This window comes from Methylovulum psychrotolerans, from assembly GCF_002923755.1.
Taxonomy (GTDB): Bacteria; Pseudomonadota; Gammaproteobacteria; order Methylococcales; family Methylomonadaceae; genus Methylovulum; species Methylovulum psychrotolerans.
Genome location: NZ_PGFZ01000009.1, coordinates 4,983 through 18,763, shown reverse-complemented (window position 1 = coordinate 18,763; position 13,781 = coordinate 4,983). Strand labels below are relative to the sequence as shown.

Below are 13,781 nucleotides of genomic sequence, written 5' to 3'. Positions count from 1 at the left end.
GCGATTTCGTATAGCCTGCATTTTCACTTCCGCTTCGCTTCGTGAAAACTCAGGCACTATCGCTTCTGGGGACTACTCGACTCCTGTCTCGCAGCGAAAGCCGATGCCTTCGCTTTGCAGCCAGCCGAACCATTTTTCGCCGACAAATTCACGGTCGGCCAAAAACTTAATAATCCGCGCCTTGCCGAATTCGCGGACAAACCGTTTCACCAGGGCGATACGCTCGCGGGTGTTGGAGTTGCCCTGTTTGTTCAGCAACATCCAGTAAACGGGTATCGCAACGCCCTTATAAACCACCGACAACATAAGGATGTTGATGTCCCTTTTACCCTTTATCTTTGGGTACACTGCCAATTGGTGCGGTTGAATGTCAGGTAATAATCGGTTTCAAGAAACCCGAACAGCTTCATGACAAACCACAGCGACGCTGCCGTGATGTGGCTACACTAAACCGGACACACAATTTAAAATATCCTGAAAAGAGTGTGATCCTACTATGAGCCAAGAAAAAGCCAAAACCTATAGCGCCGAATTTAGAGAGTCAGCCGTCAAGCTGGCCAATGAAAGCGATAAACCTATTGCACAAACCGCCAGAGATTTAGGTGTTAATGAAAATACCCTGCATACCTGGATCAATAAATATAGTCGGCCGTTGGCGCAGGACAAGACGGTGCGGACGGATGATCATTTATACGAAGAACTCAAGCGCCTCAAGAAAGAAAACGCCCGATTGATAGAGGAGCGTGATTTATTAAAAAAGGCGGCAGCGTACTTTGCCAAGGAGCAACGGTAAAGTACGCCTGGATCAAGCAACATACCACGGAATTTCCTGTCGATTCGATGTGTCGTTTTATACCCTCTGGGGCACAAGTGCAGGTTTCGCGGAGCGCCTATTACGCCTGGCTACAACGCCCCAAACAGCGACAGAAAAGGAGGATAGCGAACTGGCAACGATTATCCATAGCCTCTTTAAGAAGAGCCGGGCAACTTACGGTACCCGGCGTATCAAGAAGGCGTTATTCGATCAACAGCGCACCGTCAGCCGTCGCCGAATAAGCCGATTGATGGATCAGGAGAATTTAGCGTGTAAAACCAAGCGTAAGTTTAAAGCAACCACTGATTCTAAACATGATAAGCCCATTTCACCGAACCTTCTGGATCGTAAATTTAAGGTGGGCCAACCCGATCAAGTCTATGTTGGCGATATTACCTATATTCATACCCAAGAAGGCTGGTTGTATTTGGCTGTCGTGATTGATCTGTATTCACGGCAAGTGGTCGGTTGGTCAATGGCGGAACATATGCGCACCAAGCTCGTCAACGATGCCCTGTTAATGGCTATTTGGAAGCGTAAACCTGACAAAGGTTTGTTATGGCATACGGATCGGGGTAGCCAATATGCTTCGGAAAGCCACCGTGCGCTGTTAAGGCAACACAGTATCCGCCAGAGTATGAGCCGTAAAGGCAATTGCTGGGAAGGTCTGCCCCTTGGGTATAACGCCGTATCAGAAAGCTTCTTCCATGCGCTCAAAACCGAACTGATACACCATGAGACTTATCAAACCCGTTCTACGGCAAAACAGGCTGTGTTTGAATATATTGAGGTCTTTTACAACAGAGAGCGGCGGCATTCAGCCAATGGCTATTTGTCGCCTGTAGACTACGAATTGCAGCAAATGGCTGCTTAACCATGTGTCCGGAAAAGTGTTGACACATCACCCCAGTGCGGAGAGACAAATTATTCCATTAGCTGGAAAAAGTCTTTAGGAGCCCCGCAGATTGGGCAAGACCAATCATCTGGAATCTCGCTCCAAGGGGTTCCTGGAGCAATCCCCCTATCAGGATCACCTTTTGCTTCGTCATAGATATGTTCGCATTCCCGGCATTGATATTTTTTAAAATCGGACATGACATGTCTCCTAGGTTTGGTGTTAATGGATAAAGCATAAAGGTTTATCTGTGCTTCAATATCCTGAAAACTCTTCAGTACGGATGTGGTCATCACTCACGCCAGCTTCGCTTAATATCTTGCGCATGACCGCCACCATTGCAGACGGGCCGTCGATGTAATAAATGGGAACCGTCAGATCATCAATATATTTCAGCAACATGCCTTTATTGATAAATCCGGTTTCGCCTTGCCATTCTTGTTTGGAATTCGCCATGTCCGCCATAGTCCCCACAAACGTATAATGTGGATTGGTTGTGTGGCCGACCTGTAAATCTTCCAAAAACGCCGTATCTTCTGGTCGTCGATTGGCATAAAACACCAAAATCTGCTGCGGCAGCTGATCGTATACGGCTTGCATGATCATGCTCCTGACCGGCGTAATCCCAATGCCTCCGGTCAGGAAAACTGTCGGGGAATCCGGCTTGTCATGCAATGTGAATGTACCGAATGGGGCTTTTATGGCGATTTCCGTACCGATCTCCATCTTTTTTAACACCCGTTTGAATGCCGTGTCACGCATCCGTGCCGCAAAAATCAACTCATCTTCATAAGGTGCGCTGGCAAAAGAAAATGCCCGTGTGTTTCCTTCGGCATCAGTTTCGGCTGGGTTGATTAGCGTGCAACTGGCGAACTGTCCGGCTTTATAAATCAAGCCTTCTGGTTTTTCAAAATGAAACGCCATGGTGCCTTCGGCGATTTCCCGTTTAGATTTCAGTTTGACTAAATATTGGCTCATAACGTCTCCCCTGTTAATTTTTATAGCTTTGGTTATAAAATGCGGCGATTAGCTTGGCTTGATAGACCATGCCAATCAGCCTATTTTCATCATTGACAATCGGAATTTGCCGATGAACTTGGTTTGACATCAACGGGATCAAGTCGGCGATATGGCGGCTGGCTGACATGGCTAGGGCAGGGCGGCTTATAATATGACCGACAGATTCAGGTTTTCCCGTATGAATATCTGGCATACGCCGGATAAAGGCTTTGAATTTGTCAGAAAAATGCTCCGGTTTTTCTGTATCGATAAATTTAAAAAAGTCGTTCCATGTGATAATGCCAATGACACGACGGGCACGGTCAATAACCGGAATCAGTGCCGTTGCCGCACCAGGGGGATATAGGCAACGCAATAACAACATGGCAAGAATACTGCCGCCAACCGCACACCCGGAAGCCCAAACGCTATTGTCTATCGCTTGGGCACATACGCCCCCAATCAGCGCCGACACCAATTGTCCCCCCACTAAAGGCCAAGGCTGTGCTAACGGGCTGCTTGGCAAGATGAATAAGATCACGGCGGAAGCCCCCATAGAAACCGCCATCGCTGGATAAGCAAAAGCTTCAACCAATTGTTGGGAAACCCAAGCAATTACAAAAATGGCAATTGAACCCGAAAGCACAGAAAGAAATTTCGCCTTAAGGCTTAAATTCACCGCATCGACTCGAATGAACTGAAAAATATCATTAATGCGCATGGTTATCACCAGTTAGTTGGGTGAAATTACAAAAGCATCCGCGTAAATATCTTTACTTGCCGCCCCTTTTAGAAAGGCCATTCTTTTCATTTGATTGACCATATCCGGGTGACCGCAAAAAAACACCCGCCAGCCTTTCAAATCAGCAAATGCAGCCAAGGCTACTTCATGGGTTCGACCTTGGGTAAAACCATCCGGTACCAATTCCCCTGACAAACAAGGGATGTAATGAAAATTAGGATGTTGTCGGGCTAATTGGCGTAATTCCTCAATCCGATACAAATCTTCCACCTCCCGGCTGCCATGAAACAAATAAATTGGCCCGCTATGTCCGTGGCTTAGTGCGTCAGTCAAAATTCCCGCCAATGGTGCGAGCCCCGTTCCCGTACCGACCAGCAAAAGCCCTTGTTCATGGCGTTCGGGCAGATAAAAACAATGTCCACGTGGCTCCGATACGGCAATGCTGTCACCTGCCTTTATCTCATCATGCAACCAATTACTGAATTTGCCATTGGGTAAACGGCGGATATGAAATTCTAAAGTGTTCGATGCTTGCGGAATATTGGCTATCGAATAGCTACGGGTTAAACCATCAGGCCGTTGCAGATTCACAAATTGTCCGGCGTTAAATTCAAGTGCATCTTTGAAAGCAATGACCAACAACAAGGTGTTTCTATTGAGCATTTCGTTAACGACCACTGTACCGTCGGTGTAAAACTCCGATTGGTCGGGTAACCTGATTGTCATATCCTGTTCTGGATAGCATTGGCAAGCCAGAAAATGCTTGCGTTTTTTTAAGGTATCTTTCAATCCGGCTTGGGCTATGGCAGGCGGGGCAATATCAATGCTACGCACCATGCAGCTATGGCAAGTGCCTTTTTTACACGCATAAGGGATTGCGACATTTTCCCGCAATAACGTGTCCAACACCGTTTCTTCTGGCTGACAAGCGTAAACCTTGTCTTCAATCGTGATTTTGTACATAACCTGAGTCTAAAAACTAACGCCACAATAAAAACTTAGCTGATTGGCGTTGGGTGAAGGTGATTATTTGCCTAAAACATCGTTGCGGGTCGATTCACAGATCGTCACCACTTCAGCGATCAGTTCTTGCGGTACGCTTAATTCGCTCAGTGTCGACCCCAAATTTTCAACCACCGCATCAAAGTGGCTGTCGTTCAAACCCATTTTAACGAGATGGGCATGTCCCTTGCGCATATCTTCCCCGCTATAACTATGCGGGCCGCCAAACGCCATCGTTAAAAAGGCTTTTTGTTTGGCAGCTTGTTTTTCCATATCGACATTCTCAAAGAAATGATTAATGCGCGGATCCAACAACACCTTCCGGTAAAAAATATCAACGGCGGCATTGACGGCAGGTTCGCCACCAATTCTTTCGTAAAGTGTTTTATTCATGATGCTTCCTCGTTTTAGATGTTAATGGACAGAATGCCCTTAGATGTCATCGCTCAATTCAAAGTATAGGAAGCGACGGGGAAAATCATAGCAAACAAAAATAACTTATACAATATAAATATGTTATAAACATTATTAATGTTTGATAGGGTTCAGGTCTGGCAAGTAAGTAGGGCGGCAGGAACCGCAAGGTATGCAAGCAGCCCGACCACTATCTTAGAAATTGCCAAAATCAATTTAATCTGATTTACCGAAAGGCAGTAATTCGTCGATGCAGCTGTTCGGCCAAGTGGGCAGTTTTTCCAAAGTGTCTTGCAGCCATGCCGCCGGGTTTAGACCATTAAGGCTGGCTGTGCCCAGTAAGGTTTGGATCGCGTCGGCACGTTGTCCGGCACGTTCGGAGCCGGCAAACAGCCAATTTTTCTTGTTATGCAAAGCTTTGCATAATAAGAATTATGCTCAGTCCGTTATTATGCTGAGTAAGTATCGGAAGTCGTCAGCACGCCTGGCTTTCCACGCTGCTGACTTTACATAATGTTAAAGACCCTCCAGGAACTTTAGAAGGTCATCCGATGGGTGATAGCGCATCTGCCCAATTTCTGGCGGTAATGCTGCTGAGCGGATTATCGACAAGCGAGTCCAGGTGAGTAAGATCCGCCAGATGGGTTTCAGTAAACATGGTTTTATTCCTATAGCAATTAAAGAAGCTACAGGAAACCACAAATTATTATGCTGAGTTAAAATAAGTCATGTGGTGCTGTAAATCGCGCCGTTATGCGGCTTCGCAGTTGACTACAGGCGAACTATGCATAATAACGGACTGAGCATAATGGGCCGGATGCAGTTTTCCACGGGGTTGTTGTCAATCGGCAGATGTCCGGTTTCCGCATAACGGCGGGCCACCGTTTTAAGATGTCCGTTAACAAATATAGCGATAATAAATTCACCCGATAGGGGTAGGGAAAGCTGTTAACTTCCCCTCCCTCCGAACCGTGCAGTTCAAGACAAAGACAGCCGCAAACACAGCATTATTGATGTGTTGCTTTTTATAACGGCAGACGTTCGCATTCGACATTAGGCTATAAAACGCCTTTGGAATTTGAACGGGGATTTTATAGCAGGGTTGCCTAAGAAAGTGTCCGGTTTTTGTTGACCATTACAACCTTCGTTTCCATAAAGGCCCCGACTTCCGTCCTGCACCTACCCATGCCAAAACGCTTTTTCTGCCATTATCTGAGCTACAATAACGCAATTATTAAACGTAGCCGCTACAATCGCATGGATTAATTCGCTTACCAGCGAACTGGCTACCGTTTTCTTATGAAGTGCCGCCGTATTTTGGCTAGGTGTCAGACTCTAGCGGCAGGAAGCCTTGGCCTTTAGGGCGTAAAGGATGTCAATTAACCATTATAGGCAAGTAGGCAAGCAAATGGATTTTAATACCTTATATTTAAATAAGGGTGTGTTTTACCGCTACATCAGCACGCTATTGATTTTTTGCGTTGCCTTAGCATTGCGTTTTATCCTGCTTCCGGTTGAAGCAGGCCTCGCTTTTTTGACTTTTTATCCCGCAGTCGTCGTTTGTTTCTATTTATGCGGGACGAGAGCGGGCATCCTGATGACCGTCCTTGGCGCGATACTGGGCAATTACCTGTTCATCCCGCCTTTTTGGGCGTTCAGTTACACTGCCGCTGGCTTGATTGGTGCAACGGTTTTTATCCTTTCGGGTGTTTTGATCGGGTTTGTCGTCCATCGGATGCGCTACTACGCCGAACAGTTTAATGCCACGCTAACCGAATTGCAGGCAACCCAGTTGCGCTATAGGGAGGTATTGGAAGAGCAAACAGAAACCATCTGCCGTTTTAAACACGATGGCACTATCCTTTATGTCAACGATGCCTATTGCCGATTGTTTGGCAAGCCCAGAGAATCCCTGATAGGGGAGAAATGGCACCCGGTCGCCTATGACGAAGACATTGCCTTAATCAACGAAAAATTAAACACCTTAACACCAGACAATCCGGTTGTTACCATCGAAAACCGGATTTATACCGCAGGTGGGGCGTTGCGCTGGGGGCAATTTATCAACCGCGCTTTCTTTGATGATGAAGGCTATTTGCTGGAAATGCAGTCAATTGGACGGGACATCACCGAACAGAAAGACCAGGAAAGACAATTGGCGCAACTGTTTTTTGCCTTAGATCATATCAAAGAAGCCGTTTATTTGTTTGATGAGCGCGGCCACTTCCTCTATACGAACAAAGAAGCGACGCTAATGCTCGGCTATAGCCTTGAGGAATTCCTCGCCGGCATGACGGTGCGGGATATTTGTCCCAATTGGACGGATGCTAAATGGGCTAAGCATTGGCAACATATTAGGGAACAAGGCAGAGGAGTAATAGAGGTTAACCATCTCACCAAACTGGGTGCTGAGTTCCCGGTTGAAATTAACGCCAATTTTTTCCAATATGCCGGACACGAGTTCAGCTTCGAATTGGTGCGGGATATTTCTGAGCGTAAACGCTTAGAAAAGGAACGGGAGCAATATTACCGGCTCTTTGAACTGTCAACAGACCCGCTGTGTATTGCCGACCCTTTAGGCTGCTTCAAAGTGGTCAACCCCAAATTCGTGCAACTGACCGGTTATGAAGAAAATGAGTTATTGGCAAAGCCATTTTTAGACTTTGTGTTACCTGAAGATCGCCAAACAACCTTGGCGGAAATGCAGCAGCAGATAATGCTCCGTCCTACCCTACAGTTTGAAAACCGCTATGTCTGCAAGGATGGCAGCATCCTCCTCCTGTCATGGTCGGCTTACTTTGACCATAGCGACGGTGTCACTTATGCCACAGCCCACGATATTACCGCCAGCAGACAGGCCGAGATAGCACTGCTGAAAAGTGAGCAGTTATTCCGCACCTTGGCGGAGTCTGTGCCACAAATTGTCTGGATGACTACACCCGACGGTTCGAACACTTATTTTAACCGGCGATGGATCGAATACACCGGCTTGACGCTGGAAGAAAGCTATGGGCAGGGCTGGATCAGGCCTTTTCATCCCGATGACCGGCAACGGGCTTGGGACGCTTGGAAAAACGCCACCGAAACCGATGGCAATTACTCAATTGAATGTCGGTTGCGCCGCGCAGATGGCACTTACCGCTGGTGGTTAATCAGAGGCAAGTCGGTGCATGATGCCGAAGGGCGTATTAGCCATTGGTTTGGTACCTGCACTGATATAGAAGACATCAAAAATACCGAGAATGCGTTGCTGGCGGCTGAAAAACGCCTCAATCTCGCTCTGGAATTCAGTGAGTTAGGCGTTTGGGACTTGGATTTGCTTCACGATACGGCATGGCGCACCTTGAAGCACGACCAGATTTTCGGCTATGAATCACTACAGCCGGAATGGGGTGAAGCCGTCGCCATGCAGCATGTCGTACCTGAAGACCGTGGAAAGTTTAGCCTAGCCTTTGCAGAGGCCGATCGTACCGGCAAACTCCTGCTCGAATGCCGGATCCTCCATAAAGACCAATCGATGCATTGGATTAATGCCCAAGGCCGGGTCATTTACGACGACAACGCCCGCCCGGTGCAAATGCTCGGCACGGTGGCCGACATCACGGAGCGCAAGAAAATGGAGCAGGAAATGGCCTTAGCCGCCACTATTTTTAATGCCCAAGAAGGCATGTTCATCACCGACAGCAACCGGCTGATCTTACGCGTAAACCAAGCCTTTACCCGTATCACCGGTTACACACAAGCGGAAGTCAAGGGGAAAAATCCGCATATTTTAAGTTCAGGCCGCCACGATGCCGATTTTTACGCACAGATGTGGGCAACACTTAAAAGCCATGATGTTTGGGAAAGTGAAATCTGGAACCGGCGTAAAAATGGCGAAATTTACCCCGAATATCTCATTATCACGGCGGTTAAAGACGCAACTGGCGAAATCAGCCATTATGTCGCCACGTTCAATGACATTACCCAAGCCAAAATAGCCGACCAAAAGCTGGCAGAGGCCTACAAGCAATTACAGCAATCGTTGGACATACAGATCCGGCAGGAAAAGCTCGCTGCGTTGGGGGTGCTGGTGGGTGGTTTGGCGCATGAAATCAATAACCCTATGATGGGCATCCTTAACTACATCCAATTTGCCTACGAAAAAACCGATGAAAGCCGCTCCCATGAAGTGCTTGGCAAAGCCTTAAGAGAGATCAATCGGGTTGTCAAACTCGTGCACAATATGTTGACTTTTGCCTGCTATCCTTCCGGTACGTTACATACCGATATTGCCAGCGCCTTAAATCATGTCATGGGCTTGATAGAAGGGGACTTAAAAAAGGCGGATATTAGCTTACACTTGGATGTGCCCCAGGCATTGCCCCAAGTCAACATCAGCTGCGACGCCTTGGAACAAATCCTGCTCAATTTATTGCTTAATGCGGTTTACGGCCTAAAAACGCTTACCAAGCCCCGCTCAATAACCATTACTGCCCGACAGCTTGCCAATGACACTGTGCAATTGCAGGTCTTGGATAATGGCACTGGGGTACCGGCTGAAATCCGCCAAAAGGTTTTTGACCCATTTTTTACCACCAAACCACCCGGCGAAGGCACCGGGCTGGGCCTGGCAATTTCACGGCAAATAGCAGAATCGGTAAAAGGCCAACTGGAACTGGCCGATTCGCCACAGGGTGCCTGTTTTAGTATCAATTTGCTGACGGCAAGCCCACAAAATAATCCAGAAAACCATAATAAAGAGTTCTAATTTACACTTTTGCCATGATAATATTAGCAGACATATTAGAAACCCGTAATGAGCCACCACTTTGTCATAAATGTGCCATAGCTAATATACTCGATCATCAAGTTTTTAACATTCGGATAAATAGCTCAGCTATCGGATATTAAAAAAGAACACAAACTTAACAACCACCTACTGAAAGTAGGTGGGTTAGCGCGGGACACAGAGGACTAAAGTCCACCCACGTTGTGTCCCGCGCCGTCGAATTGTTTTTTTGAACCTTAATGCTAAAGCTAACCGGCTAAAGCCGGTGGTTTTAACCTTAAGTATTGAAATAAATTTAAAACAACAAGTTGCAATGGAATCCGGCTCCCTCCCCATCCATAGGCATCTACACAAGTTTAATTATTTTAAAAACAATATGTTATATAGAGATTCTTGCAGATAGCGGCTAGATTTTTACTTCTTTGACCAGAGAAATCCGGCTTAAAACAGCAATTATCTATATGAAATAACGCAATTATTTACTTAACATAATGATTTTTAATACATAAACTTGTGTAGATACTTATGCTCCCCATCAGGGGAGGGAGCTGTTTTACCCGATAGGCTTGTGTTCTTAACCAATGTCCCACCCTATTTAGGGCGGGCTTTATGAAAAATTTGATGATCGAGTAATAGTGCCATAGCTAATGGCCCCTCAAAAAAATTAACCGTTAAGATTACAACATGGTAAAACATATTTTAGTTATTGATGACGAAGAGTCTGTCCGTGACGCTTACTGCCTGGCGCTGGAATCGGCCGGTTACAAGGTGGAGCAAGCCGCCGATGGCTTGGCTGGCCTAGAGGCGGCCAAGCGCAAACGTCCCGACATGGTCTTTCTTGACCTAAAGATGCCGGGGATTGACGGCGTGGAAACCCTCAAGCGCCTAAACGCCATCGATGACACCCTCCGCGTCCATATCGTCACGGCTTTTGTCAAAGAATACATGGAAGAACTGAGCAAAGCCCGCGCTGAAGGCTGTAGCTTTGAAATCGCCGCCAAACCGCTCGACTCCAATCTGATACGCCAGATAGCCGCCGCGACCGTGGGGACATCTAAAGACAATACGGTAAAGTTTGTGCTGACGCTTTATCTGGCCAACCACGAATCCGTGACCGATAAACTGATCACCAATATGCGCAGTGCCTTGCGTGAAACGCTGCCCGAAGGCTGTTGGGTGCTGAATGTCGTGGATGTCTTGGCGATGCCTGAAAAAGCCTTGGCTAATGATGTGTTCACAACCCCCACGCTAGTGCGTGAACTGCCGGAACCCGTGGTGAAATTATTGGGCAACATCGCCGCCATGCCCCAAGTCATGGCGATAGTGACCCGCCTTAACCACTATACCGCCACGCTGGTCGTATAATAGACAGCCCCCCCGTTATGATGCAAACCGCCCTCCCCATTAACGGTACTGATGCCGTTAATATTTTGACGACGGTCAGCGATGCCGTCATGGTAACAGATGCCGACGGCATTATTCTCTATGCAAACCCCGCCGCACACAGCCTTTTGGATCGGGAAGACTTGCTCGGAAAAAATGCCGGCTTGCCGGTTATGGCGACCCGCAAACCCATTGATGTGCATCTGGTGCGCCGAAGCGGGTTGGGGTGGGCACAACTGCGTGCACTGCCCATCCAATGGGCAGGCCAGACCGCCAGTGTCCTGACCCTGACCGATATCACCGAGTTAAAAACAGTTCAGCAACAAATCAGCGAATCGGAAGCCATCCTTTGGGTGATTCTCGATAACTTGCCCTTTTTAGTCTGGATGAAAGACACCGCAGGCCGTTATGTCCATGCCAACAAACAGTGGCTGCATAGTGCCGGACAGAGGGACATCGAAAGTGTGATGGGGAAAACCGATGCGGATTTTTGGCCGGACAGCCTCGCCAAGCATTACCGCGCTATCGACAACGACGTGTTGCAAACCCGGCGGCAGATAAAATTGCTTGAACAGGCGCTTCATAACGGCAGAGAGACCTGGGTCGAGACCACAAAACTGCCGGTCATCGATAATGATGGCCAATTACTGGGCGTTATCGGCTTCGCCCACGACATCACCGCTGAGCGGACGGCAGAAGAGCAACTCAAGCTGGCCGCATCCATTTTCGAATACAGCGGCGAAGGCATGATTGTCACCGATACCCAGAACAAGATGATCGCCGTCAACCCCGCTTTCACGAAACTGACGGGTTATAGCGCCGCAGAGGTTATCGGCGAAAACCCGAGAATCCTGGGCTCTGGAATCCACCACGAGTCTTTTTACCAAGACATGTGGGATGCGCTCCAAAAAATGGGTTTCTGGTCTGGAGAAATCACTGACAAAAAGAAAAATGGTGATTTTCACGTCAAAAAGATGTGCATTAATGTCATTCCCGATAGTGAAGGCAAACCTTACCGTTATGTCGGCTTATTTTCAGATATTACCGATGCCAAAAACAATGAAGCCACTATTTGGCATCAAGCGAATTATGACATCCTGACGGAACTGCCTAACCGTCGGCTGTTTCAGGACAGACTAGACCAGGAAATCAAAAAAGCTAAGCGTTCTGAAGCACTGATCGCCGTGCTGTTCATCGATCTGGATAACTTTAAAGAGGTCAACGACACCTTAGGCCACCATGCCGGTGATGCCCTCCTGGTCGAAGCCTCCAAACGCATCAAATCCTGTGTGAGTCCGGCCGAGACCGTGTCCAGATTTGGTGGCGATGAATTTTTGGTCATCCTCGCTTGCAAACCGGATAGCTCCAGCCATATCGAATCCGTTGCCCAGAAAATCCTCGCAACCCTACAAGAGCCAATTGCCGTTAATGACGAACTATTTTTCATCTCCGGCAGCATGGGTATTACCTTATATCCGCATGATGCCGGAACCTCAGAAGAATTAATCAAAAATGCCGATCAAGCCTTGTATGTAGCCAAGAGCACTGGCCGTAACCGCGCCAGTTATTTCACCAACACTATGCAGGAACAGGCTCAAGCTAAGCTTAAGCTGACCACGGATTTGCGCACCGCGCTGAAAGAAAAGCAATTTAGGGTGTTTTATCAGCCTATTGTTGATCTCTTGACCGGCAAGATCGGCAAGGCGGAAGCGCTAGTGCGCTGGTTCCATCCAACGCGTGGCATGGTCAGTCCCGCAGACTTCATCCCGCTTGCCGAAGAAACTGGCCTGATTATTGAATTAGGTGATTGGATATTCAAAGAAGCCGCCAATTTTACGAAATATATCAGCCAAAAAACCCAGCAAACCTTTCAGATCAGCATCAATAAATCCCCATTCCAGTTCCATGAAAAGTTAAGGGGTGAAGATTGGATCGCTTACTTGAGCGAGATAGGCTTGCATCGGAATCAAATTGTCGTTGAAATCACCGAAGGCTTATTGCTCAATTCCGACCCCAGTGTGACCAAACGGCTGCTTGAATACCGTGATGCGGGCATTGAAGTTGCCATAGATGATTTTGGCACCGGCTATTCGTCCCTAGCGTATTTAAACAAATTTGATATCGATTATTTAAAAATCGACCAATCGTTTACCAAAAACATCCGGCCAGGTACATCAGAACTGGCAATTTCCGAAGCCATTATCGTCATGGCACACAAGCTAGGCTTAAGGGTCATCGCCGAAGGTGTGGAAACCGAAGCCCAACGCGACCTGCTTATTGCGGCCGGCTGTGATTTTGCCCAAGGCTATTTGTACTCAAAACCCCTACCTTCAGAAGCGTTTGAAAAGTTGTTTACAGACATTACGCAGTAACGGGTGTGATTAAAAGTGCGGGGGGGGGGGCTTACAAGTGTAGGTTTTCTTACCCTCCACCCCCTTCTGCGTAAACAGCCAAAGTCACGCCGTTGATTTCCGTCAAACCGGGCCATGCTTCAGGCCGCCCCGGTTTGACGGGCAGGAGTTGGTGGTTCAGCAAGGCGGCGACAATCAAAGACCAGCCGTGTTGGAAAATGCCGACCATCCGCCAGCGCTTCCCTTGTCGCCGTGCCGCACCCGGAACTGACGGTTCCTTGATATCCAACGGCGTGTCGGCTCCGGCCTCGGCTTCGCCACCGACGGAAAGCAGCCACCAGGTGGCGATGGCAATGGCCATCCACAGCCGCTCCGCCCGCGCCGGATCATCCATGCGCGTATGTTGCCAT

The 13,781-nt window shown here is 47.9% G+C and carries 10 protein-coding genes and 2 pseudogenes; 4 read left to right on the top strand and 8 right to left on the bottom strand.

Translation table 11 applies throughout. The features are described from left to right. Positions 1 to 72 precede the first annotated feature (72 nt). Positions 73 to 348 (bottom strand): hypothetical protein, encoded by a 276-nt coding sequence (locus AADEFJLK_RS17390; protein ID WP_211299244.1) that lies wholly within the window; start codon positions 346 to 348, stop codon positions 73 to 75. Between the two features lie 148 nt (positions 349 to 496). Between AADEFJLK_RS17390 and AADEFJLK_RS17380 the strand changes: the two are divergent. Then, positions 497 to 1,688: pseudogene (locus AADEFJLK_RS17380) on the top strand (IS3 family transposase). Between the two features lie 50 nt (positions 1,689 to 1,738). Here the strand turns inward: AADEFJLK_RS17380 and AADEFJLK_RS17375 are convergent. The 7 genes and pseudogenes from AADEFJLK_RS17375 to AADEFJLK_RS24685 form a co-directional block, all read right to left on the bottom strand. Beyond that, positions 1,739 to 1,909, bottom strand: a complete 171-nt coding sequence (locus AADEFJLK_RS17375; protein WP_103975129.1) for a rubredoxin — start codon at positions 1,907 to 1,909, stop codon at positions 1,739 to 1,741. 55 nt (positions 1,910 to 1,964) lie between these two features. After that, positions 1,965 to 2,687: a ferredoxin--NADP reductase gene (locus AADEFJLK_RS17370; protein WP_103975128.1), complete on the bottom strand. Its 723-nt coding sequence runs from the start codon at positions 2,685 to 2,687 to the stop codon at positions 1,965 to 1,967. Positions 2,688 to 2,700: 13 nt separating this feature from the next. Then, the gene (locus AADEFJLK_RS17365; RefSeq protein WP_103975127.1) at positions 2,701 to 3,429 is read right to left on the bottom strand and encodes an HPP family protein; all 729 of its coding nucleotides are present in this window, start codon (positions 3,427 to 3,429) and stop codon (positions 2,701 to 2,703) included. 12 nt (positions 3,430 to 3,441) lie between these two features. Further along, a complete protein-coding gene (locus AADEFJLK_RS17360) occupies positions 3,442 to 4,413 on the bottom strand; it encodes an FAD-binding oxidoreductase (RefSeq protein ID WP_103975126.1) in 972 nt (323 codons plus the stop codon). Between the two features lie 63 nt (positions 4,414 to 4,476). Continuing rightward, the gene (locus tag AADEFJLK_RS17355; protein WP_103975125.1) at positions 4,477 to 4,845 is read right to left on the bottom strand and encodes a group I truncated hemoglobin; all 369 of its coding nucleotides are present in this window, start codon (positions 4,843 to 4,845) and stop codon (positions 4,477 to 4,479) included. Between the two features lie 237 nt (positions 4,846 to 5,082). Next, positions 5,083 to 5,271 (bottom strand): annotated as a pseudogene (locus AADEFJLK_RS17350) (transposase domain-containing protein); the annotation flags it as partial. A gap of 366 nt (positions 5,272 to 5,637) precedes the next feature. Then, the gene (locus AADEFJLK_RS24685; protein ID WP_249028074.1) at positions 5,638 to 5,748 is read right to left on the bottom strand and encodes an IS66 family transposase; all 111 of its coding nucleotides are present in this window, start codon (positions 5,746 to 5,748) and stop codon (positions 5,638 to 5,640) included. A 526-nt stretch (positions 5,749 to 6,274) separates the two neighbouring features. Here AADEFJLK_RS24685 and AADEFJLK_RS17345 point away from each other — a divergent pair. From AADEFJLK_RS17345 to AADEFJLK_RS17335, 3 genes are all read left to right on the top strand, one after another. Beyond that, on the top strand, positions 6,275 to 9,616 hold the full coding sequence (locus AADEFJLK_RS17345; RefSeq protein ID WP_170065153.1) for a PAS domain S-box protein: 3,342 nt from the start codon (positions 6,275 to 6,277) through the stop codon (positions 9,614 to 9,616). Positions 9,617 to 10,321: 705 nt separating this feature from the next. Then, positions 10,322 to 11,002, top strand: coding sequence for a response regulator (locus AADEFJLK_RS17340; protein ID WP_103975123.1), 681 nt, complete (start codon positions 10,322 to 10,324; stop codon positions 11,000 to 11,002). A 17-nt stretch (positions 11,003 to 11,019) separates the two neighbouring features. Then, complete coding sequence (locus AADEFJLK_RS17335) at positions 11,020 to 13,392, top strand: sensor domain-containing protein (RefSeq protein ID WP_103975122.1); 2,373 nt, start codon at positions 11,020 to 11,022, stop codon at positions 13,390 to 13,392. Positions 13,393 to 13,781 lie beyond the last annotated feature (389 nt).

What these genes read in the sequence shown, in the direction of transcription:
- AADEFJLK_RS17375 (WP_103975129.1), bottom strand. Translation starts at nt 1,909, where the DNA reads ATGTCCGATTTTAAAAAATATCAATGCCGGGAATGCGAACATATCTAT.
- AADEFJLK_RS17370 (WP_103975128.1), bottom strand. Translation starts at nt 2,687, where the DNA reads ATGAGCCAATATTTAGTCAAACTGAAATCTAAACGGGAAATCGCCGAA.
- AADEFJLK_RS17365 (WP_103975127.1), bottom strand. Translation starts at nt 3,429, where the DNA reads ATGCGCATTAATGATATTTTTCAGTTCATTCGAGTCGATGCGGTGAAT.
- AADEFJLK_RS17360 (WP_103975126.1), bottom strand. Translation starts at nt 4,413, where the DNA reads ATGTACAAAATCACGATTGAAGACAAGGTTTACGCTTGTCAGCCAGAA.
- AADEFJLK_RS17355 (WP_103975125.1), bottom strand. Translation starts at nt 4,845, where the DNA reads ATGAATAAAACACTTTACGAAAGAATTGGTGGCGAACCTGCCGTCAAT.
- AADEFJLK_RS17345 (WP_170065153.1), top strand. Translation starts at nt 6,275, where the DNA reads ATGGATTTTAATACCTTATATTTAAATAAGGGTGTGTTTTACCGCTAC.
- AADEFJLK_RS17340 (WP_103975123.1), top strand. Translation starts at nt 10,322, where the DNA reads ATGGTAAAACATATTTTAGTTATTGATGACGAAGAGTCTGTCCGTGAC.
- AADEFJLK_RS17335 (WP_103975122.1), top strand. Translation starts at nt 11,020, where the DNA reads ATGATGCAAACCGCCCTCCCCATTAACGGTACTGATGCCGTTAATATT.